The organism is Sulfitobacter geojensis, from assembly GCF_000622325.1.
GTDB lineage: Bacteria > Pseudomonadota > Alphaproteobacteria > Rhodobacterales > Rhodobacteraceae > Sulfitobacter > Sulfitobacter geojensis.
Map to the genome: position 1 here is coordinate 3,377,741 of NZ_JASE01000005.1, position 20,422 is coordinate 3,398,162.

The 20,422-nt window shown below is 58.3% G+C and carries 18 protein-coding genes; 5 read left to right on the forward strand and 13 right to left on the reverse strand.

Features of this window, described 5'->3' with window-relative positions; translation table 11 throughout:
* Positions 1-290: 290 nt before the first annotated feature.
* From Z947_RS0118505 to dctP, 5 genes are all read right to left on the reverse strand, one after another.
* A complete protein-coding gene (locus tag Z947_RS0118505; protein ID WP_025045770.1) occupies positions 291-1,805 on the reverse strand; it encodes a malonate--CoA ligase in 1,515 nt (504 codons plus the stop codon).
* A gap of 12 nt (positions 1,806-1,817) precedes the next feature.
* Positions 1,818-3,056, reverse strand: a complete 1,239-nt coding sequence (locus Z947_RS0118510; protein WP_025045771.1) for a malonyl-CoA decarboxylase — start codon at positions 3,054-3,056, stop codon at positions 1,818-1,820.
* Positions 3,053-4,369 carry a TRAP transporter large permease gene (locus tag Z947_RS0118515; protein WP_025045772.1) on the reverse strand — a complete coding sequence of 439 codons (1,317 nt, stop codon included), beginning with the start codon at positions 4,367-4,369 and terminating at the stop codon, positions 3,053-3,055. The genes Z947_RS0118510 and Z947_RS0118515 overlap by 4 nt, the downstream gene beginning before the upstream one ends.
* Entirely contained in the window at positions 4,369-4,917 is a 549-nt protein-coding gene (locus tag Z947_RS0118520; RefSeq protein WP_025045773.1) for a TRAP transporter small permease, read from the reverse strand. Before Z947_RS0118520 ends, Z947_RS0118515 begins: the two co-directional genes overlap by 1 nt.
* Before the next feature lie 68 nt (positions 4,918-4,985).
* Positions 4,986-5,972: a TRAP transporter substrate-binding protein DctP gene (gene dctP / locus Z947_RS0118525; protein ID WP_025045774.1), complete on the reverse strand. Its 987-nt coding sequence runs from the start codon at positions 5,970-5,972 to the stop codon at positions 4,986-4,988.
* Positions 5,973-6,114: 142 nt separating this feature from the next.
* Between dctP and Z947_RS0118530 the strand changes: the two genes are divergently transcribed.
* On the forward strand, positions 6,115-6,762 hold the full coding sequence (locus Z947_RS0118530) for a GntR family transcriptional regulator (RefSeq protein WP_025045775.1): 648 nt from the start codon (positions 6,115-6,117) through the stop codon (positions 6,760-6,762).
* 7 nt (positions 6,763-6,769) lie between these two features.
* Here Z947_RS0118530 and Z947_RS0118535 read toward each other — a convergent pair whose 3' ends face one another.
* Positions 6,770-7,519, reverse strand: a complete 750-nt coding sequence (locus Z947_RS0118535; RefSeq protein ID WP_025045776.1) for a methyltransferase domain-containing protein — start codon at positions 7,517-7,519, stop codon at positions 6,770-6,772.
* Between the two features lie 61 nt (positions 7,520-7,580).
* Between Z947_RS0118535 and gloB the strand changes: the two genes are divergently transcribed.
* The 3 genes from gloB (at position 7,581) to Z947_RS0118550 (ending at position 11,815) form a co-directional block, all read left to right on the forward strand.
* The gene (gloB, locus tag Z947_RS0118540) at positions 7,581-8,348 is read left to right on the forward strand and encodes a hydroxyacylglutathione hydrolase (protein ID WP_025045777.1); all 768 of its coding nucleotides are present in this window, start codon (positions 7,581-7,583) and stop codon (positions 8,346-8,348) included.
* A 174-nt stretch (positions 8,349-8,522) separates the two neighbouring features.
* Positions 8,523-10,844, forward strand: coding sequence for an ATP-dependent Clp protease ATP-binding subunit ClpA (gene clpA / locus Z947_RS0118545; protein WP_025045778.1), 2,322 nt, complete (start codon positions 8,523-8,525; stop codon positions 10,842-10,844).
* Entirely contained in the window at positions 10,841-11,815 is a 975-nt protein-coding gene (locus tag Z947_RS0118550) for a M23 family metallopeptidase (protein ID WP_025045779.1), read from the forward strand. Before clpA ends, Z947_RS0118550 begins: the two co-directional genes overlap by 4 nt.
* Before the next feature lie 9 nt (positions 11,816-11,824).
* Here the strand turns inward: Z947_RS0118550 and Z947_RS0118555 are convergent, their stop codons facing one another.
* From Z947_RS0118555 to Z947_RS0118565, 3 genes are all read right to left on the reverse strand, one after another.
* A complete protein-coding gene (locus Z947_RS0118555; protein ID WP_025045780.1) occupies positions 11,825-13,855 on the reverse strand; it encodes a peptidoglycan -binding protein in 2,031 nt (676 codons plus the stop codon).
* Entirely contained in the window at positions 13,856-15,070 is a 1,215-nt protein-coding gene (locus Z947_RS0118560) for a biopolymer transporter ExbB (protein WP_025045781.1), read from the reverse strand.
* Positions 15,071-15,145: 75 nt separating this feature from the next.
* Positions 15,146-15,676, reverse strand: coding sequence for a gamma-glutamylcyclotransferase (locus tag Z947_RS0118565; protein WP_025045782.1), 531 nt, complete (start codon positions 15,674-15,676; stop codon positions 15,146-15,148).
* A 67-nt stretch (positions 15,677-15,743) separates the two neighbouring features.
* Here Z947_RS0118565 and Z947_RS0118570 point away from each other — a divergent pair, with 67 nt between their 5' ends.
* Positions 15,744-16,745, forward strand: a complete 1,002-nt coding sequence (locus Z947_RS0118570) for a DUF2125 domain-containing protein (RefSeq protein ID WP_025045783.1) — start codon at positions 15,744-15,746, stop codon at positions 16,743-16,745.
* On the opposite strand, the gene Z947_RS0118575 is transcribed toward Z947_RS0118570, so the two are convergent.
* From Z947_RS0118575 to rpsD, 4 genes are all read right to left on the reverse strand, one after another.
* Positions 16,746-17,543 (reverse strand): extensin-like domain-containing protein, encoded by a 798-nt coding sequence (locus Z947_RS0118575; protein WP_025045784.1) that lies wholly within the window; start codon positions 17,541-17,543, stop codon positions 16,746-16,748. It abuts the gene before it with no gap.
* Positions 17,540-18,463, reverse strand: a complete 924-nt coding sequence (locus tag Z947_RS0118580) for a prephenate/arogenate dehydrogenase family protein (RefSeq protein ID WP_025045785.1) — start codon at positions 18,461-18,463, stop codon at positions 17,540-17,542. Before Z947_RS0118580 ends, Z947_RS0118575 begins: the two co-directional genes overlap by 4 nt.
* The gene (hisC, locus tag Z947_RS0118585) at positions 18,447-19,547 is read right to left on the reverse strand and encodes a histidinol-phosphate transaminase (RefSeq protein WP_025045786.1); all 1,101 of its coding nucleotides are present in this window, start codon (positions 19,545-19,547) and stop codon (positions 18,447-18,449) included. The genes Z947_RS0118580 and hisC overlap by 17 nt, the downstream gene beginning before the upstream one ends.
* Before the next feature lie 129 nt (positions 19,548-19,676).
* Positions 19,677-20,297 carry a 30S ribosomal protein S4 gene (gene rpsD / locus Z947_RS0118590; RefSeq protein WP_025045787.1) on the reverse strand — a complete coding sequence of 207 codons (621 nt, stop codon included), beginning with the start codon at positions 20,295-20,297 and terminating at the stop codon, positions 19,677-19,679.
* Positions 20,298-20,422 lie beyond the last annotated feature (125 nt).

Sequence of the window (20,422 nt, forward strand, 5' to 3'; positions counted from 1 at the left end):
AGCGCTCGAAAGGCCGCAACACAGTAACGTGCGCCAATGTGTCCCCCTGAAAATTTATTTGCCCTTGTTTGTCCAATAATTTTCACACCGGTCAACGAAGGCGATCTGACCGGTTCCGTGCAGGTTAATATGATTCTCATCCGCTTGTCGCCGCGTTTTGCAATCCTGAGAGCAAATTATTGTTCATCCAACGGGCGATCCTTGCCAGCCAAGCCCGTGCAACGGGCCGACCGCAACAAAGCCGGCAGGCCCCTGTCATGCGATCAGGATCGACACAGCCCGGATATTGCCTAAGCCGTAAACAGATCCTTAAATTGCTCGCGGAGCGCTTTCTTTTGAACTTTGCCCATCGTATTGCGCGGCAATTCCGGCAGCACGATCAGGCGCTGCGGGTGTTTGAACCGTGCCAGCGACGCGCTGACGCTTGCGTTAATCGCCTCCAGATCGGGCGCGACGTTCCCTTCGGCCACCAGTATTCCAACCACCGTTTCGCCAAAATCGGGATGCGGCACGCCAATCACCGCGCTTTCCAGCACGTTTTCAGCCGCATCGAGAAGCAATTCGATTTCTTTGGGATAGATGTTGTACCCCCCCGAAATGATCAGATCCTTGTTACGTCCGACAATGCTGATGTAGCCATCCGCATCCATCTGACCCAGATCACCGGTGATGAAAAATCCATCCTCGCGCAGCTCCTCCGCAGTCTTTTCGGGCATTTGCCAATAGCCTTTGAACACATTGGGGCCGCGCACCTCGATCTCTCCGATCTCTCCTTGCGGAAGGGTCGCGCCGGTTTTGCTGTCGGTGATCTTGATTTCAGTGCCGGGCAAGGCAAATCCAACGGTTCCCGCCCGCCGCTCACCATCGTAAGGGTTTGAGGTGTTCATGTTGGTCTCTGTCATCCCGTAACGTTCAAGAATCCGCAGACCAGTGCGTTTTTCGAACTGAACGTGCGTTTCTGCGAGGAGCGGCGCGCTACCCGATACAAACAGGCGCATGTGTGCCACCAGCGCTTTGGTAAAGCGCGCATCGCCCAACAGACGGGTATAAAAGGTCGGCACGCCCATCATCGTCGTCGCCTTGGGCAGCTGCGCAATGATGTCATCCAGTTTGAACGCCGGCAAAAATATCATCTGCCCCCCTGCCAGCAATGTGATGTTGGACGCAACAAACAGCCCGTGCGTGTGAAAGATCGGCAAGGCGTGCAGCAACACATCATCTGATGTAAAGCGCCATTCATCCACCAAGACCCGCGCGTTCGACAACAGGTTTTCCTGCGTCAGCATTGCCCCTTTCGAACGCCCCGTCGTGCCGGAGGTGTAAAGGAAGGCCGCCAGATCATCCTCGCTGCGCGCAACCGTTTCAAACTGCACCGGCATCGCGGCGGCCTTGTCGCTGAACGATCCGGTGCCATCTGCGTTCAGCGTTTCCAGCTGCGCACCACAAGCCTGCGCCACGGGTGCCAGCCCTTCGGCCTTGCCTTGATCGCAGAGCAACAGACCTGCACCGCTGTTTTCAACGAAATAGGAAACCTCGTCTGCCGTATAGGCGGTGTTGAGCGGCAGAAACACCACGCCTGCCTGCGCACAAGCGGCATAAACCGCCAAGGCCTGCGGCGACTTGGCAATCTGCACTGCCAAGCGGTCGCCCGCCGTCAGCCCCAGATCACAGATCAATCCGGCATATTGCGCCGCCATCGCGAGAAACCCGTCATATGTAATGGTCTGCCCGTCAGCCAGATGCAGGAACACAGCGGGGTTGCCAGCATGCTTGCCAAAGAGTGTGTCAAAAAGCGGGTTCGCCATTGCTCTATTCCTTCAAGGTTTCGTTTCGATCGTCGCGCTCAGCGCCCGGACTTCTGACGAAGCGACAACCGTTTTGTCCGTGACAAAATGTTCGTGGTTCGATGTGATTTGCGACAGGTCGTAGAGGTAATTTACCATGGCACCGCCCGACTGCGCCATGCCGTTTTCCGACACATCTGCCCCCGCGTGCACCGCGTGCAGTGCCGCGCCATTGCCAAGGTGGAACCGCGCAACAGGGTCAACCGGCATCCCATCACCACGTTTTGCTTCCAACAGGTAATGCGCCGCCAATGCGCGTTGGTTTTCCGCGGTGACCGTCGGCACGTCAGCGGTCGCCAACCACTTGTTCAACCCCGGTATCGGCGACAGGGTGACAAAGTTTTTTACCGAAGGCAGATCGCGCGACAAATCGGCCGCGACCTGTTTGATCAACGAATTGCCAAAGGAAATTCCTGCGAGCCCCGCCTGACAGTTCGAAATGGAATAAAATACGGCGGTGTCCGCCTCTTCAGCCTCAATTGCGTCACGTCCGCCGGCCAGCAGATCCTGAACCGAATTCGGAATGCCCTTGGTCAGGGCCACCTCGACAAAGATCAACGGCTCCCCCGCCATGGCAAGGTGGAAGAATCCGAAACACCGCCGGTCACCGGGTTGAAGCCGGCGGCGCAGATCGTCCCAACTGTCGATGGTATGCACCGCCTCATATGCGATGATCTTTTCAAGGATATCCGCCGGACTGCCCCAGTTGATCGGACGCAGGACCAGAAAACCGCGGTTGAACCATGATGAAAACAAGTGCTGGAAATCCACGTCCAGCGGTTCAAGCGCGGGATGTGCGCGCAGCAACTTCAGCAAATCCTCACGCATCGCCACCAGACGCGCCGTGGCCCCGGGCACTTGGTTCAACCGCCGGATCAATTCTTGCCGTTTGGGTTCGCAGGCCGCCGCAAAGGCACGGTAACTGCGCTTGGACGGTTCATCGCGGTAGGTTTGCAATGTGTCGGTCACGGCCTTTGCGTCAATCTCGAGCCCATGGGTCATAAATTCGAAGAATCCGCGCTTTTCCTCTGCCGTCATCGCCGCGTAACGGTCAAGGATTAATCGCGCCAAGGTGCCACCCGACACCTCGCCGTGACTGCCCAACAGATCTTGGGCCAGCTCCGGTATGGTTCGCCCCGCAGCATCAACAGATGACGCCCCGCGATACCGGCGCTCGAATACGGTCGAGATCAGCCCGCCAAAGAAACTCATAGCGCGGCCCCCATCACCGCATCCGGCAACCAAGTGGCCAGACCGGGGAACAGGCACAGCAGGACGATCGCCAGGACCATGCAGCCGACAAAGGGCATTGAACCGGTCAGGATGGTTTTCAGCGATATATCAGGCGCGATGCCGTTGATCACATAAAGGTTCAGCCCCACCGGCGGAGAGATCAGACCGATTTCCATGTTGATGGTCAGCACAACAGCAAACCAGATCGGATCGAAACCGGCGGTGGTGATGATGGGCAGCAGGATCGGTGCCGCCATCAGGATCACGGCAACCGGTGGCAGAAAGAACCCTGCGATCAGCAGGAAGACGTTGACCGCGCCCATCAGAACCCAAGGGTTCACATCTAGCGTGCCGATCCAGTTGGCGATGGATTGCGTTATGTAAAGGCTCGACAACATATAGGAAAACACGCCTGCCGCCGCGATGATGAACAGGATCATCACGCTTTCCTTGGTGCTGTCGCGCAGAACGATCCACAGATCACGCGGGTTCCACAGCTTGTAGATCACCATTGCGATGATCAGACACAGCAACGCCCCGACCGCAGCAGTTTCCGAGGGCGTCGCGACACCGCCATACATCGCGTAAAGAACGCCGACGATGATGAACAAAAATGGGAGCACCCGTGGCAGGATTTCGAATTTTTCTTTCCACGAATAGCTTGTCGCGTTCAACAATTCCTGATCACCAGAACGCCACGTGGCATAAAGCGACCATGCCATGAACAGCGCCACCAGCATCAGACCGGGAATAACACCGGCAAGAAACAACCGGCCGATCGAGGTTTCGGTCGCGATCCCGTAGACGATCATCGTCACCGAGGGCGGGATCAGAATACCAAGCGTGCCGCCCGCCGCGATCGATCCTGCCGCGACCCCGTCAGGATAGCCGCGTTTGCGCATTTCGGGGATGCCCATCTTGCCGATGGCGGCACAGGTCGCTGGACTGGAACCGGACATGGCGGCGAACAGCGCACAAGCCCCGAGGTTGGAAATGACCAGCCCGCCCGGCACACGGGTGAGCCAGCGCTCCAATGCTTCATAAAGGTCGGCACCAGCGCGGGTGGAGGCAATTGAAGACCCCATAATAATGAACATCGGGATCGACAGCAGGGCAAAGTTATCCAGTTTTCCGAACAGGATTTCCGGCAGCAGTTCAAGCGAACGCATGCCGTCAAACACCATCAGAAAGCCGGTTGAAACGATCAGCAGGCCCAGCGCCACGGAGACACCGGAAAACAACACGAGGATTGTGGCGAGCGCAACAATGCCGCCAAGGGTAAGCGGATCCATTATACGTCCTCCAGGCCGAACGGGGTGTCGATTTTCAAGATGACCGCGACAAGATCCGCGATCAGCTGCAAAAGGAATAGGCCAAAGCCGATGGGCATGGCGGCATATGGAATCCACAGGCGTACGCCCCAGACGGTGTCGGATTTCCAGTTCTTTTCGAACGTCAGGTGCCAGAATTCATAGCCGTACCATAGCATGATCGCGACCATGGCAATTGACAGCGACAGGGTGCACAGCGCCATCACAAACCGCGCGCGCCGGCCCAGCATCAGCGGGATCAAATCGACGTTCACGTGCCCCCGCAGGCGCTGCACATATGGCAAGCCGATCAGCGTCGCGCCGATGGCAAGGTAAATCACCGCTTCGGTCTGCCAAACGGTTGATCCATTCAGCACAAAGCGGATGAAAATCATCTGACAGGTGATCGCGACCGCCGCCACGATCATCGCGGCAGAACACCACCCCGCCACAGTTGAAAGAGCAGCCACAACGCGCAGGAACAAATTGTCGCCTGTCCGCGCCACGACAGCTGAGCTTGAGCCCGCCATATCATTTCCTTGGATGTTCGAAAGGGAAGAAGATGGAAGGCCGCGCAAGCAGCCTTCCGACGTCAGATTTACTCGACAGCCAATGCCATATCGAGCAGCTCTTGACCGTCAGGCACATCAGCAACAAAGGCTTTGTAGGACGTTTCCTGCGCCAACGCGCGCCACGCGTCAAAGTCTTCGGCGGTCATCTGCGCGATCTCGACACCTGCATCGCGGAACACTTTTTCAGATGCGGCATCCTGTTTTTTGGCTTCTTCCAGATAGAACGCTTCGGCTTTGGCCGAGGCATCCAGCAGGGCCTTTTGCTGATCGGCGTTCAACCCGTCAAACTTGGCTTTGTTCATCAACAGGGGCTGGTACATGAACCACAAGGCCACATCGCCGGCTGGGGTGTAGCATTTGACCTGTTCGTAAATCCGGTAGGACACGAAAGACGACGAAGATGTATTTGCCGCCGTAAGAACACCGGTTTGCATGGCATTGTAAATCTCCGACGATGCCATCGACGCGATGGAGGCCCCTGCCCCTGCCAACATCTGTTCAAACGCCTTGCCCGCGGCGCGGGTTTGCAGGCCCTTCACGTCATCGGGTGCCGTGATGCATTTGTCTTTGCCAACAAATCCACCGGCCAGATAGCCGTGTACCAATACCATGACGTCATCGTCCGCCATTTTTTCCTCAAGCGCTTCCATAAAGGGCGAGGCACTTAGGCGGGCGGCGTGGTCGTGGTTTTTGACCATGCCCGGCATGAGCGTGAGGTTATAAGCAGGCTGTTGACCGCCGGCATAGCTGAGCGGCAGAACGGTCATATCCAGCTGACCACGGCTTAGCGGGCGATATTGTTCGCGCGGCTTGAACAGGGATTTGGAACCGAAAATCTGAATGTCCAGATCGACATCTGCCGCGGCGACTTCGTCTGCCACAATCTGTGCCACCTGATGGCGCACGTCCTTGTTGGACCATTGATGCGACAGGCGCAGCGTTTCTGATTGTGCGGCTGTGCCAAGCGTCAGGCAGGCCAATGCGGCGGCGGTTGTGAAAAACTTAGACTTCATAGTTCCCTCCCAGGATGTGACCGGAGTTCAATGCTCCAATGCGACTGCGAGAGGTTTTCCATATCTTGCATTCCAAGTCAAATTTATTGTATACAATAATTACGCTCTCGCATTTAGCCGCGCCGCCCTATAGATATTCACCATGGACATCAGACGCGCCGACAAGATCGCTCAAACGCTTGAACAGCTGGTATTTTCCGGCACCTATCGCGATGGGGAGCGGCTGGACGAACTGAAACTGGCCGAACAGTTCAAGGTGTCGCGCACCCCCATCCGTGAAGCGCTGCACGTGCTCGTTGCCTCCGGCATGGCCGAACAAATCCCGCGCCGCGGTGTTTTTGTGCGCCAGCCCGGCCCTGTCGAGCTGATGGAGATGTTTGAAACCATGGCCGAACTCGAAGCCGCCTGTGGTCGTCTGGCCGCCACGCGGATCACCGAGGATATGCTGGCACAACTGGTCGAAGCGAATGTGAACTGCCAACAGGCTGTCGAAAAACTGGATCACGATCTGTATTACGACGAAAACGAACGGTTTCATCAAATTATCTATCGCGGTTCTGCCAACGGGTATCTTGAAAAGCAGGCGTTGCAGTTGCAAAACCGGCTAAGAGCCTACCGCAGAATGCAGCTGCGGTTTCGCGGGCGGCTGGATCAATCCATGGCCGAGCACCTTGAAATTGTCGGTGCCTTGCAAAACGAAGATGCGGACCGCGCGGCCAACGCCCTGCGCAGTCATGTGGCCGTTCAGGGCGAAAAATTTCACCGGCTAATGGCGAGTTTGAAAAACTGACAGCGCCCTAAACCCTGCGCGCACCGCTTACGGCTGGTTCGGACAGCCCCTTTAACACACTGACCCGCTTGCGTTCGCGCGCTGATGTGCCTTTGGGCGGATACACTAATTTGGTCGCCTCGACCATAAAGGCCCCCCCGCCGAGGATCGCTGGCATATGGCGCCCCACGCGTTCGAATAGTCCGGCCGACTTCATCCAAACCCGCTGGTGCGACGGGAACTGGTACAAGGCACCCAACTGGCGTTCCGGCAAAAACTGGTGCTTCTTCAACTGCGTGTCCAACTGCCCCGGCGAATAGGGCTGCCCGAACCCGAACGGCGTTTTGTCACGCCGCGCCCAAAGCCCCGCGCGATTTGGCACGATGAAAAGAGCACGCCCGCCCGGCCCCAGAACCCGCCAGCATTCTTCCAAAAGGTCCGAGGGGCGCTCGCAAGTCTCAAGCCCGTGCAGCAGGACCAGTTTGTCCACATGCCCCGTTTCAATTGGCCACAAGGTTTCTTCGGTCAGCACCGATGTATTCGGCATGCCCGCAGGCCAAGGCATTACACCCTGCGGACCCGGCATCAGGGTAATCACCCGCTTGGCGTCTTTCAGATAGGGGCGCAGCAAGGGTGCGGCAAAGCCGAAGCCCACAACGGTCTGCCCCTTGGCCTCGGGCCAAAGTTCCAACATCCGCCCGCGCAGGCTTTTCTGCGCCGCCCGGCCCAAAGCGTGGCGATAGTAAAAGTTGCGCAGATCTTGGACGTCGAGGTGCATTGCGAACCTGCCTTTGCGGTGTCACTCTGGTCAAATCATAGCAACAACAGAAAAATCCACCATGCCCTTTGACCTGATCACCATTCCCTGCCTGTCCGACAACTATGCCTATCTGCTGCGCGATGGTGAAACAGGCGAAGTGGCCGTGATCGACGTACCGGAGGCCGCACCGATCAAGGCGGAACTGGATACGCGCGGGTGGACGTTAAGTCAGGTTTGGCTAACGCACCACCACTGGGACCACGTCGACGGCTTGTCGGATCTGCTGGCCGCCTATCCCGCACAGGTCGTGGGGGCAAAGGCGGACGCAGATCGCTTGCCACCGCTGGATAATGCCGTCGCTGAAGGGGACAAAATCAAACTTGGCGCGTTGGAAGCCGAGGTATTCGATGTGTCAGGGCATACAATGAACCACATCGCATTCTATGTTGCCGCAGCGCAGGCCTGTTTTACCGCTGACAGCCTGATGGCGCTGGGATGTGGCCGCCTGTTTGAGGGCACGCCGGCGCAAATGTGGGGATCGATGCAAAAACTGATGGCTCTGCCACCTGAAACCACGATCTGTTCCGGCCACGAATACACGGCATCCAACGCCAAATTCGCGCTCACGGTTGATCCCGACAATTCGGCCCTTATATCAAGATCGAACGAAGTCGCGGCGGCACGAGCAAAGGGGCAAGCCACAGTGCCCACGTCGCTTGCAACCGAGCTGGAAACAAATCCCTTTTTGCGCCCTGCCGATCCGGGCGTTCGCGCGACCTTGGGGATGCAAACCGCCTCCGACACAGAGGTGTTTACGGAAATCCGCAAACGGAAAGATAACTTTTGAGCGCTTTAAACAAGGCAAAACAGCAAGATCACGTGAATTGTGAGCGAATTTTACAAGAAAATGCTTGAAGACGCGCCACGATCAACCAAACTCTAATACTAAGAGGCCATGGTCGGCGCGGGGACCTGTTATACCACAGCATCCCCACCGGCCCACAGGATAAGGAGCACGCAGGTGCCTTCATTCTCAAATACACTTGAGCAGGCAATTCATTCGGCATTGGCGCTGGCCAATGCAAGGCGACATGAATTCGCCACGCTGGAGCATCTGCTCCTGTCGTTGATCGACGAGCCGGACGCCGTACAGGTCATGAAGGCCTGTTCGGTCGATGTTGACGAGTTGCGCGATACGTTGGTCGAGTTTGTCGACGAGGATCTTAGCAACCTGGTCACTGATGTTGACGGTTCGGAAGCTGTGCCCACGGCCGCCTTCCAACGCGTCATCCAGCGCGCGGCAATCCACGTGCAATCGTCCGGCCGGACGGAAGTGACCGGTGCAAACGTTTTGGTTGCCATTTTTGCCGAACGCGAAAGCAATGCGGCCTACTTCCTGCAAGAACAGGAAATGACCCGCTATGACGCGGTGAATTATATTGCGCATGGTGTCGCGAAAGACCCCGCATATGGTGAAGCCCGTCCGGTTGCCGGCGCCCCCGAGCACGAGGAAGAAACCCAAGGCGTGACCGAGGGCGAAAAGAAAGAGACCGCGCTGGAGAAATACTGCGTCGATCTGAACGCCAAGTCCCGCGAAGGCGACATTGATCCGCTGATCGGACGCGATAGCGAAGTGGAACGCTGCATTCAGGTTCTCTGTCGCCGGCGCAAGAACAACCCGCTGTTGGTGGGCGATCCAGGTGTCGGCAAAACCGCCATCGCCGAAGGTCTGGCGCGCAAAATTGTCGCTGGTGAAACGCCAGAAGTGTTGGCTGACACCACCATCTTCTCGCTCGATATGGGTGCATTGCTGGCGGGTACCCGTTACCGCGGTGATTTTGAGGAACGTCTGAAAGCGGTTGTGACAGAGCTGGAAGAACATGACGATGCAGTCCTGTTCATCGACGAGATTCACACCGTCATCGGGGCCGGTGCCACATCCGGCGGCGCAATGGACGCGTCCAACCTGCTGAAACCCGCGCTTGCGGGCGGCAAACTGCGCACCATGGGGTCGACGACTTATAAGGAATTCCGCCAGCACTTTGAAAAAGACCGCGCGTTGGCGCGTCGTTTTCAGAAGATCGACGTAAACGAGCCCTCTGTCGAAGATGCGGTGAAAATCCTGAAAGGTCTGAAGCCCTATTTCGAGGATCACCATTCGGTCAAGTACACTTCCGACGCGATCAAAACCTCGGTGGAACTGGCCGCGCGTTATATCAACGACCGCAAATTGCCAGACTCCGCAATTGACGTGATTGACGAAGCCGGTGCTGCCCAGCATCTGGTCATCGCCTCCAAGCGCCGCAAAACAATCGGCACGAAAGAGGTCGAAGCCGTCGTCGCGAAGATTGCCCGTATCCCGCCGAAAACCGTCAGCAAGGACGACGTGGTGGTGTTGAAAGACCTCGAATCCTCGCTCAAGCGCGTGGTCTTTGGGCAGGACACGGCGATCGAAGCACTGGCATCCGCGATCAAACTGTCGCGTGCGGGGCTGCGTGAACCTGAAAAACCGATCGGTAATTACCTCTTTGCGGGTCCAACCGGTGTGGGTAAAACCGAAGTCGCCAAGCAATTGGCCGATACTTTGGGCGTTGAACTGCTGCGCTTTGACATGTCCGAGTACATGGAGAAACATGCGGTTTCCCGTCTGATTGGCGCCCCTCCCGGCTATGTCGGGTTTGATCAGGGCGGCATGTTGACCGATGGGGTTGACCAGCACCCGCACTGCGTGTTGCTGCTTGACGAAATGGAAAAGGCGCACCCTGACGTCTACAATATCCTGCTGCAGGTGATGGACCACGGCAAGCTGACAGACCACAACGGACGCACCGTAGATTTCCGCAACGTGGTAATCATCATGACCTCGAACGCAGGTGCCTCCGAGCAGGCGAAAGAAGCTGTCGGCTTTGGCCGTGCGCGTCGCACCGGCGAAGATACCGCCGCCATCGAGCGCACGTTCACGCCTGAATTCCGCAACCGTCTGGATGCGGTGATCAGCTTTGGCGCTCTGCCCAAAGAGGTTATCCTGCGCGTGGTCGAGAAATTCGTGTTGCAGCTTGAAGCCCAGTTGATGGACCGCAATGTGACATTCGAACTGACCACTAAAGCCGCCGAATGGCTGGCCGACAAAGGGTATGATGACAAAATGGGCGCGCGACCTTTGGGCCGCGTGATTCAGGAACACATCAAAAAACCGTTGGCCGAGGAATTGCTGTTCGGCAAACTCGCCAAAGGTGGTGTGGTGAAAGTCGGGGTCAAGAAAGGTGAACTTGACCTGACAATTCTTGATCACGAGAAACGCCAGTTGTCAGGCGACAAGCCACCGCTTTTGACTGCAGAATGATAAAACGGGGCCTGTGGGCCCTGTTTCTCCCCTTTGCCGGCATCGCTTCGGCAGAGGGGCTGACACTGCAGTTGCCGGTAGACTGCACTTTGGGCGATACCTGTTACATCCAGCAATATATGGACCGCGATCCGGGTACCGGTTTTCGTGATTTCCGGTGTTCCGGCCTCAGCTACGATGGGCACAAGGGCACCGATTTTGCCTTACCCACACGCGCCGACATGCAAGCGGGCGTTAACGTATTCGCTGCTGCTGACGGTCGTGTGCGCGGTTTTCGCGACGGGATGCCCGACACCGGATATTCCGAAGAAACCGCCGCCGCCATCGAAGGTAAGGAATGCGGTAATGGCGTTGTACTGCTGCATCCCGGCGGCTGGGAAACGCAATACTGTCATATGAAACAAGGCTCTATCGCGATCCGAAACGGGCAGACCGTAAAAGCGGGCGACCTACTGGGGCAGATCGGGCAATCCGGTCGCGCCGAGTTTCCACATTTGCATCTGTCTGTGCGTCAAGGTGGCAAACCTGTCGATCCGTTTGACCCCGACGGCACTGTCAGCTGTGCCACCCCCGGTGACAGCACGCTTTGGGCACAAACGCCCATCTACCAACCGGGGGGCATCGTCGACGTTGGGATCAGCGACAAAATGCCCGAGTATGCGGACGTAAAAGAGGGCATCGCGGCGGTCGGTTCTTTGAACGTCTCATCCCCTGCCCTGATTGTTTACGGCTTTAGCTTTGGCACGCAAAAAAATGATATCGTGCGGTTGGAAATAACTGGTCCCCAAGGCACGGTCATCAGCGAAAACCGAAAACTCACACGGCGCCATGCGCAGGCTTTTCGTGCGGTGGGCAAGCGCCTGCGCAGCGGTGACGCATGGCCAATAGGCACCTATGTCGCCCGCGCGACTTTGCTGCGGGACGGTAAAGAGATCAGCACCCAAACAACCGAGATCCAGATAGACGGTTGAGTTGCCCGATTACTTCTCGGTGAACTTCAGCTCAATCCGCCGGTTCTGCGCGCGCGCGGCCTCACTGTCACCCGCCGCGACCGGTTGATACTGACCAAACCCGTTTGCCGCCAGTCGATCAGGCGGGATGCCAAGGAAATTGATCATGTATTTCACAACTGACAATGCGCGCGCCTGACTTAATTCCCAGTTGTCAGCGAACTCACCAAAACCGGACAGGGGTTCATTGTCGGTATGCCCGTCCACCCGAATGACCCAATCAATCTCTGCCGGAATATCCCCCGCCACAGAGCGCAAAATATTGGCAACCTTCGCAATCTCGCCGCGCCCCTCATCTGACAGGACCGCGCCACCGGGGGGGAACAACACCTCGGAAGAAAACACAAACCGGTCCCCTTCGATGCGCACGCCTGCCTGTGCGCCCAGCACGTCGCGAAGACGGCCAAAGAACTCGGATCGATATTGCTCGAGGTCCTTGGTTTCTTCCTTCAGGGCAAGCGCCTCAGCCTCAAGCCGTGCACGTTCCGCCGCTTCAAACTCCGCACGACGGCGTTCTTCGGCGGCGACACGGGCAAGGGCTGTGTTCAATTCAGCCCCCAAAGATTGCAGCTCGACCTCTTTGGCAATATCGCGGGCTTTGGCATCATCAAGCAAGGATTGCAGGTTGCCCAATTGCGTGCGCAATGCCGCAACCTGCTGGTTTAGCAGCTCGGTTTGGCGCTGCGCTTCGGCGCTTATTGTTTTTTCTTCTGACAAGGCGGAGCGGGCAGCAGCCAGAAGCGCGGCGCGCGTGTCTGCCTGCGTTTCTTGATCCTGCGCGGCTGTTTCCGCAGCAAGTCGTGCCGCCACTGCTGCCGCCAATCGCGCCCGCAATGCCTCCCGGTCTGTGTTCAACTCCGCTGCTTGCGCTTCCTGCGCGGCCACATCTGCGCGCAAGCGGTTCAGTTCCTGTTCTGCCGCTGTCAGTTCCCCTTGCAGCGCAGCACCTGATTGCGCCGCCTGCTCCGTCGCAGCCTGCTCTGCCGCGACCGTCCCGCGCAGGTCTGCCACGGTATTGCCAAGCTGCGTAACCTCACCCTCAAGCCGCGCAATCTCGGCATTCGCTGCGGCAAGATCCGTTTGCGCACTAGCCGCCGCTTGCGCCCCTTGCTCCGCAGACTGGAGGCGGATCAGCGTTTCCGCAAGTTTCTGATCCAGATCACTTTCTGCGGCCCGTGCTGCCGCCAGTAAGGTCAGCGTGTCCTCGGCCTCTTGGCGCTGTGCCTCAAGCGCCAAAGTCATCGCTGTAAGCTCTGTATCAGCATCCGCCAGACGTGCCCGCAATGCCTCTGCTGCCGCAGCCTCGGCCAATCGCGCGGCTTCTTCCGCGCTCAGCGCTTCGGCACCCGCGTCGACCTGTCCTTGCAACGCAACCACCTGTGCCTCGCTTTGCGCATTGCGCGCTTGCAGATCGGCGACCAGCGCATCCAGCGCTTCACGGCGCGCCGCTGACAAACGCGCGGCTTCCGCCTGTGCGTCAATTTCTGTCCGCGCGGTAGCCAATGCCAAATTCAGCGCCTCTTGATCGCTGATCAGCTGCGCCTCGCGGGCCTGCAAATCAGACAACGCGACCTGATCACGTTCTTGCTCTGCCAAAAGCCCGGCAACCTGTGCCTCGAACGCCGTGATTTTTCCTGCGGCCGCGTCCAATTCTTCTGCCTGACTGTCGCGCTGCGCTGTCAGCGACGCGATCACTGCAGCCTGCTCTGTCGCCTGATCCTGTGCCGTTTGCAGCGACGCGTTCAACGCGCCCAAGCGCGCTTCAAGTTGTGCATTATCGCGTTCTTCAAGCCCTAGCGCCTGTGCCAATGCTGCAACCTCACCCGCCAGCGTGTCGAGTTCGGTTTCCTGTCCGGTGATGCGTTCGGTCAGTACAAACTGAACCACCATAAAGATGGTCAGAACAAACATCAGCACCAGCAGCAAACCGGTCATCGCATCGACAAAGCCGGGCCAGATCGAGCTTTGGAATCGCGCACCGGTGCGACGCGAGAGTGCCATCTAGCGCTCTCCTCCGCCCGGATTTTCGGGCGTGCGCACACGACGGGGCGGCGTTGCAAGGCGTGGGCCGGACATCGCTTTGGCCAGCAGGGAAATGTCTTGGCGCAGCTCGGCCATGGTTTCCTGACGCCCCGCCGAGATCTCTTCGAGAATACGCAACATCTGGACGTCAATCGAACGCAGCCGCATCCGGCTTTCCGCATCCATTCCGTCACTGCTGTGCCCCTCAAGCGTGCTGATCAGCTTTTCCTGCCCTCCCGCGATCCGGTCCAGCGCGGCGGCAGCGGCGTCTTCCTGCTGCATCCGTTCGGTCATTCGGTCCACGGCATCCGCGAGTTTGCCCAGTTTTTCATCAACCACGGCACGGCCCGCTTCGGATTTCGCAAACAGCCCCTGCAAGCTTTCCATTTGGGTGACCATTTGTTCGGACATGTGATCCAGCACACCCGCCATTGCGGCCTGTTCGCCGCTGGCATCCTCCCCCGCGCTAAACCCGACGCGGGTGATGGAGCTGAGCCAATCCTCGAGTTCCTGATAAAACCGGTTCTGACCGTGGCCGGCAAATAATTCCAACAGCCCAACGACCAGCGATCCTGCCAGCCCCAGCAAGGACGAGCCGAAAGCAACGCCCATGCCGCCCAATTGTGCCTCAAGACCCGTCATCAGCTTGCCAAACACATCAACGCCGTCTTCCCCTTCGGACGGGGCAAGGCTGCGGATGGTGTCGACCACCGCCGGTACGGTTGTGGCAAGCCCGTAAAAAGTTCCTAAAAGGCCCAAGAAAATCAGCATGTTGACGATGTAGCGCGTGATTTCGCGGGCTTCGTCAATGCGCGTCGAAACGGAATCAAGGATCGAGCGTGTCGAGGTGGCCGAAACCTGCATCCGTGCACCGCGCGTGCGCAACAAGGACGCCAAAGGGGCCAGAAGCTGGGGGGCTACCGTTTCCGGATCAGGCGCGTCAGAGGCAAAATTCTCGATCCAGCGGACCGAGCCAATCAGTTGATAAACCTGATAAAAACATGCCAAAACGCCGATGAAAAACACCAGAATGATGACCCCGTTCAAATAGGGGTTGGCCGCGAAAATAGGATAGACCGACGGCAGCGCCAGAAAGGCACCAAAGCCGGTGAGGGCCAGCACGATCAACATCAAGGAAATCTGACGGAACGGCTGGGAAAACTGCGGTCGCTCTGCGCGTTCTGATTGCGCCATTAGGTCGTTTCTCCTGACCCGTTCTTACTGCTCTTTGCACAGAATACACTGAAATCGTGTAACTTTGCCAAGGTTTTATCCTTCCAGCGTTTTCACACGCGCATGAAGCCAGTTCAGCTCCGCATCTTCCAGTCCGACAGTACGTAAATGATCGGCTGTATTATAAAGATACTCGGTGTTCGGCCCCCGCCCGCCAACGGCTTTTGCAATGATCTGCGCCTGTTCTTCCAACGGCAAGCCACCACAGTATTGTTCGTGACTTTCGTCGATGACGTAAACCACCGCGGTCACCACACGGCCATCTGAAAGGGTCACATCCAGCATTTTCTCAAGATAGGCGGATGAAATCAGTTCACGTTCCCGCAGATAGGCCAGGGTCGCGTCTTCCACTCCGTCCATCACGCGCAGCGCCATCCCCGAACATGCGGTCTGCGGCTGCTCATCCAGCGCCAGCACCAGCCCCGGATCGTTAACAGTGCCTCGGTGGTGGATCGAGCGCATGCAGAACGACCGTGCATAGCCGGGTAAACTGGCAATCGCGCTTTCCGCGACTTCAAACCCCGGGTTCCACAAAAGTGACCCGTATCCAAATACCCACATTGCCATCGCACTGGTCCTTCTTTGTCTGCATCGGTAAACCGCATCTGAAGGTTGAGTTAAAGGGGTATTGCAGGTGCGCAAGCTGGTTTGGACAATTGCGGTGCTTGGCGTGCTTTGGGGGGGCTGGTGGATGCTCGCCACGACCGCCCTGCAAAGCGGCCTGAACACTTGGTTGGCGGAGCGCCGCGCGACCGGTTGGCAGACCGATGTACGCGCGATCGAGTTGAGCGGGTTTCCGATCAAATTCAATGTCGCACTAGATTCACTTGCCCTGTCGGACCCGAAAACCGGCCTGCGCCTTGCCGCAGACGGGCTGGACGTGGTCGCGCCGGCATATTGGCCCGCTGACGTCACAGTGCGTTTGCCGCAAACGCCTGTGCATATCGCCACGCCGCCGGTCTCGCTGACCATCACCGCACCCGATGCCCAAGCCGCCGTCAGGCTGCGCCCGGGCCTTGCGTTAGAATTGGACCGGATCATCACGACCGGCGGTGCATTACAGATCGACCTGCCGCAAGGCAAGCTGTTGACCGCGCAGGGTTTCAGCGCCGCGGTGACCCAAGGGGAAACGCCGGAAAGCTACCAATTCGCGTTGGACGCTTATCAGTTGGTTCCGGCCGGCATCGTACGCTCCGCCTTGTCGCTGCCAGTTGACTGGCCCTTGGCGCTGGATGATCTGTCAGCGCACGGCACCGTTGCGTTTGACGCCCCGCTTGACCGCTTCACGCTGGAAAACCGCCGTCCTCAGCCACGTGAGATCGCCGTTCGACGCGCCACGTTGAATTGGGGCCCGTTAAAGCTGAACCTGCGAGGCGCGTTGCGCATCGACGCATCAGGCATACCTGATGGCCAGCTTGATCTGCTGGTTGAGAACTGGCGCGATGCCTTTGATCTTGCTCAAAAATCCGGCATGATTGCCCCCAACATGATTGCGCAGGCAGAGATCATGTTGAACGCATTGTCAAATCTGGGCAACGATCCATCGCAACTGGATCTCAAGTTGCAGTTCACCCAAGGGCGCGCGTTTCTGGGCCCGATCCCTATCGGACCAGCCCCGCGCCTGTTCCACCCCTGATTATCGACAATAACTGCCGGACCGATACCGCGCCGTGTCGAAATGGAAGTGATCCAGATGGAACCGGTTCGCCTTGGGACCCAAAACCGTACCGAACGGCCCGCAGGCCCCTTTGTGCATCCGGCGCATCGCCTTGGCATAGCGTTTCGCGTTCCAGCCTTTCAGGACGCTGACTTCGGTACCGTTGACCAGCCTGAACCCCGAAATGTCAATCGCGCGGCCTTTGCCATGCTCGGACAGTTTCGCACCTTTCTGGTTGTTGCGAGTACGGCAGGCATAATGGGCCGCGACCCGAATACTGCTTAAACCGCCGCCTTGTTTGGACAGGGCCGGTTTTGCCGAACCGTCCAGCCAGACTTTCAACGCATCTGCTGTCTTGCAATCCATGACCGACCGCTGGCTCAGGGCGACCCCAGAAACTGACCGCACCCGCACAGCGTCTTCAATCACGCAGCCGCGCAGCTTGCCCGTTACGCGTCCGACGCGCTCACCCTGAATGGCAAGATCGCCGCAGACTGCCCCCTTGGCCAACAGCTTTTTCTTCGCGCGCCCCTCTTTGGCGGCTTTCGGACTGCGAAACAACGGGCGCAGCGAGGAAAACAAACCACCGCGCTGCTTGGCGGCATCTTGTTCGGCGCTTTGTTGCGGTTGGGCCAGCGCGCCGGATTGCTCAAGCGTTATAGGTTGCTCCACTGCATTCCCGCCGCGCGGCGTTGGACGCAAAGACGCCGCAGGGTCCGCCGCCCATGCCATTTGCGCAGAGGCCAGAACCAGCCCTAAGACCCAGAACCGCGTCATTTGTTGCGCTCGCCGCCGCGCCCGAAATCTGGCGCGTCAATGTCCTGCCCCGCTTCGATAATGCCGCGCCGGATCGCCCGTGTGCGTGTGAAATAGGCATGCAGATGGTCGCCGTCGCCCTGCCGGATCGCCCGTTGCAGCGCGAACAGTTCTTCCGTGAAACGGCCTAGAATTTCCAATGTTGCGTCCTTGTTGGACAAGAAAACATCGCGCCACATGGTCGGGTCAGACGCGGCGATACGGGTAAAATCGCGAAAGCCGGTGGCCGAATACTGGATCACTTCCTCGTCTGTCACGCGCTGAAGATCATCGGCCACGCCGACCATCGTATAAGCGATAAGATGCGGCGCATGGCTGGTCACTGCCAGCACCAGATCGTGGTGTTCCGCATCCATCTCATCGACGAGCGCGCCCATACCCTCCCACAGGCTGCGCAGCTTTGCGGTGGCGGCCGGTTCTGTGCCTGCGACCGGCACCAGCAAGGTCCAGCGGTTTTCAAACAATTCGGCAAAGCCAGAGCGCGGGCCGGAGTGTTCCGTTCCCGCCAAGGGGTGGCCTGGGATAAAGTGGACGCCTTCGGGGATATGCGGGCCGACCTGTGCAATCACGTCCGCCTTCACCGATCCCACATCGGTCACCGTCGCCCCCGTTTTCAGGAAGGGTTCAATTTCCGCGGCTACCGCGCCCATCACGCCCACCGGTACGCAAAGAACGACCAGATCAGCATCCGCAATAGCATCCCCCAGCGTATCGCAGACCCTGTCGCACAATCCAATCTCGCGCGCTGTCTCGCGCGTTTCTGCCGAACGGGCGTATCCCGTGACCTCGCCCGCCAGTCCGCCGCGTTTCATCGCCCAAAACATTGAGGATGCAATCAGCCCAAGGCCGATTAAGGCCACACGTTCATACACTTGCGGCATCAGCGGCACCTTCTTTAAACTGTCGGATCGCATGTACCACACGGCGGCAGCTGGCCTCGTCCCCTACGGTGATCCGCAGGCAATTGGGCAATTTGTAACTGCCCACCGGACGCACCAGAAGCCCCTGACTGGACAGATAGGCGTTGCAGTCCTCCGCATCTTGCGCACTGGCCATACGGGCCAGAACAAAGTTGGCACAAGACACATCGGACGGCACCCCGATTTCAGCCAAAGCATCCGCCATCCATGTCCGCCACCGCGCGTTTTCGGCACGGCAATGTTCAAGGTAAGCCGTATCACGCACGGCGGCTTCGGCCGCGCTCAGCGCCGCTTGACTGACGTTGAAGGGACCGCGCACACGGTTCAGCACGTCCAACACATGCTGCGGTCCGTAGCCCCAGCCGATGCGCAATCCACCCAAACCGTAAATCTTGGAAAACGTCCGCGTCATCACCACATTGTCGCGGCTGTCGACAAGGGACGCGCCCCCGTCATAGCCTTCGACATATTCGGCATAAGCACCATCGAGCACCAAAAGCGCCTTGGGCGGCAATCCATCGGCCAGCCGCGCAATTTCTGATGCGCCAATCATCGTGCCCGTCGGGTTGTTGGGGTTCGCCATGAACACCAGTCGGGTCTTGTCGCTACATCCCTCAAGCAGCGCGTCCACATCGGTGACCCGCTCGCGCTCGGCCACTTCCACCGGTGTGGCACCCGCAGCCAATGCGTTGATCCGGTACATGCCGAACCCGTGTTCGGTGTGCAGCACCTCGGTGTCCGGCCCCGCATATGCCTGACACAAAAAGGCAATGATTTCATCCGACCCGGCCCCGCAAATGATGCGGTCTGCATCAATGTCATGGGTTTCGGCAATCGCCGTGCGCAGTGCGGCGTGGTCGGTCGACGGATAGCGATGCAGCGTAAAGGACGCACGGCGAAACGCCTCGATTGCGGCCTGTGACGGACCCAACGGGTTTTCGTTCGACGACAATTTGACCACGTTTTCAAGGCCGGCCACTGTTGCAGCGCCACCTTGGTAAAGTGTGATGTCCATAATGCCGGGCTGCGGTGCGATCTGCGTCATCTGCGCGTCCTGTCTTTAAGTTCAAGCCGTTCTAGCCTTGCGGGAGGGGCACGACCAGTACCAAAAGCAAAGGGCCGCGGCGGTTTCCCGTCGCAGCCCCTGTGATTGGCTTGGAAGTTCTGAGGAAGATTAGTTCTTCGCGTAGAATTCCACGACGAGGTTTGGTTCCATAACAACCGGATACGGCACATCACCCAAAGTCGGGGTGCGCGTAAAGGTCGCGGTCATTTTGGAGTGATCTGCATCGATGTAATCAGGCACGTCACGCTCTGCCAACTGGGTGGCTTCGAGCAGTGCAACCATCTGCTTGGAACGGTCACGTACTTCGATCACGTCACCTTCTTTTACACGGTAGGAAGGGATGTTCACTTTTTTGCCGTTCACACGGACGTGGCCGTGGTTCACGAACTGACGTGCAGCAAATACTGTGGCCACGAACTTGGCGCGGTACACAACCGCGTCCAGACGACGCTCCAGCAGACCGATCAGGTTTTCACCTGTATCGCCTTTTACACGCTCGGCTTCACCGTAGATGCGGCGGAACTGCTTTTCGGTCAGGTCGCCGTAGTAGCCCTTGAGCTTCTGCTTGGCGCGCAGCTGGATACCGAAATCGGAAAGTTTGCCCTTGCGGCGCTGACCGTGCTGGCCGGGGCCATATTCGCGACGGTTTACTGGTGACTTTGGACGGCCCCAGATGTTTTCGCCCATGCGGCGGTCAAGTTTATGTTTGGCAGCGGTGCGTTTGGTCACGGCTGTTCTCCTTCAATGGGCCCCGGCAGAATTGCGTAAGGGGCGGTAAAGGGCGTTGTCCTTTGGGCGAACCCCGACAGGCATCCCCTTGCGAGGGCCACCAACACCAATGAATGCGCGCTTAT

What these genes read in the sequence shown, in the direction of transcription:
- dctP (WP_025045774.1), bottom strand. Translation starts at nt 5,972, where the DNA reads ATGAAGTCTAAGTTTTTCACAACCGCCGCCGCATTGGCCTGCCTGACG.
- Z947_RS0118535 (WP_025045776.1), bottom strand. Translation starts at nt 7,519, where the DNA reads ATGCACCTCGACGTCCAAGATCTGCGCAACTTTTACTATCGCCACGCT.
- Z947_RS0118565 (WP_025045782.1), bottom strand. Translation starts at nt 15,676, where the DNA reads ATGGCAATGTGGGTATTTGGATACGGGTCACTTTTGTGGAACCCGGGG.
- Z947_RS0118505 (WP_025045770.1), bottom strand. Translation starts at nt 1,805, where the DNA reads ATGGCGAACCCGCTTTTTGACACACTCTTTGGCAAGCATGCTGGCAAC.
- Z947_RS0118510 (WP_025045771.1), bottom strand. Translation starts at nt 3,056, where the DNA reads ATGAGTTTCTTTGGCGGGCTGATCTCGACCGTATTCGAGCGCCGGTAT.
- Z947_RS0118520 (WP_025045773.1), bottom strand. Translation starts at nt 4,917, where the DNA reads ATGGCGGGCTCAAGCTCAGCTGTCGTGGCGCGGACAGGCGACAATTTG.
- Z947_RS0118555 (WP_025045780.1), bottom strand. Translation starts at nt 13,855, where the DNA reads ATGGCACTCTCGCGTCGCACCGGTGCGCGATTCCAAAGCTCGATCTGG.
- Z947_RS0118580 (WP_025045785.1), bottom strand. Translation starts at nt 18,463, where the DNA reads ATGCCGCAAGTGTATGAACGTGTGGCCTTAATCGGCCTTGGGCTGATT.
- Z947_RS0118575 (WP_025045784.1), bottom strand. Translation starts at nt 17,543, where the DNA reads ATGACGCGGTTCTGGGTCTTAGGGCTGGTTCTGGCCTCTGCGCAAATG.
- hisC (WP_025045786.1), bottom strand. Translation starts at nt 19,547, where the DNA reads ATGACGCAGATCGCACCGCAGCCCGGCATTATGGACATCACACTTTAC.
- Z947_RS0118515 (WP_025045772.1), bottom strand. Translation starts at nt 4,369, where the DNA reads ATGGATCCGCTTACCCTTGGCGGCATTGTTGCGCTCGCCACAATCCTC.
- Z947_RS0118560 (WP_025045781.1), bottom strand. Translation starts at nt 15,070, where the DNA reads ATGGCGCAATCAGAACGCGCAGAGCGACCGCAGTTTTCCCAGCCGTTC.
- Z947_RS0118550 (WP_025045779.1), top strand. Translation starts at nt 10,841, where the DNA reads ATGATAAAACGGGGCCTGTGGGCCCTGTTTCTCCCCTTTGCCGGCATC.
- gloB (WP_025045777.1), top strand. Translation starts at nt 7,581, where the DNA reads ATGCCCTTTGACCTGATCACCATTCCCTGCCTGTCCGACAACTATGCC.
- Z947_RS0118530 (WP_025045775.1), top strand. Translation starts at nt 6,115, where the DNA reads ATGGACATCAGACGCGCCGACAAGATCGCTCAAACGCTTGAACAGCTG.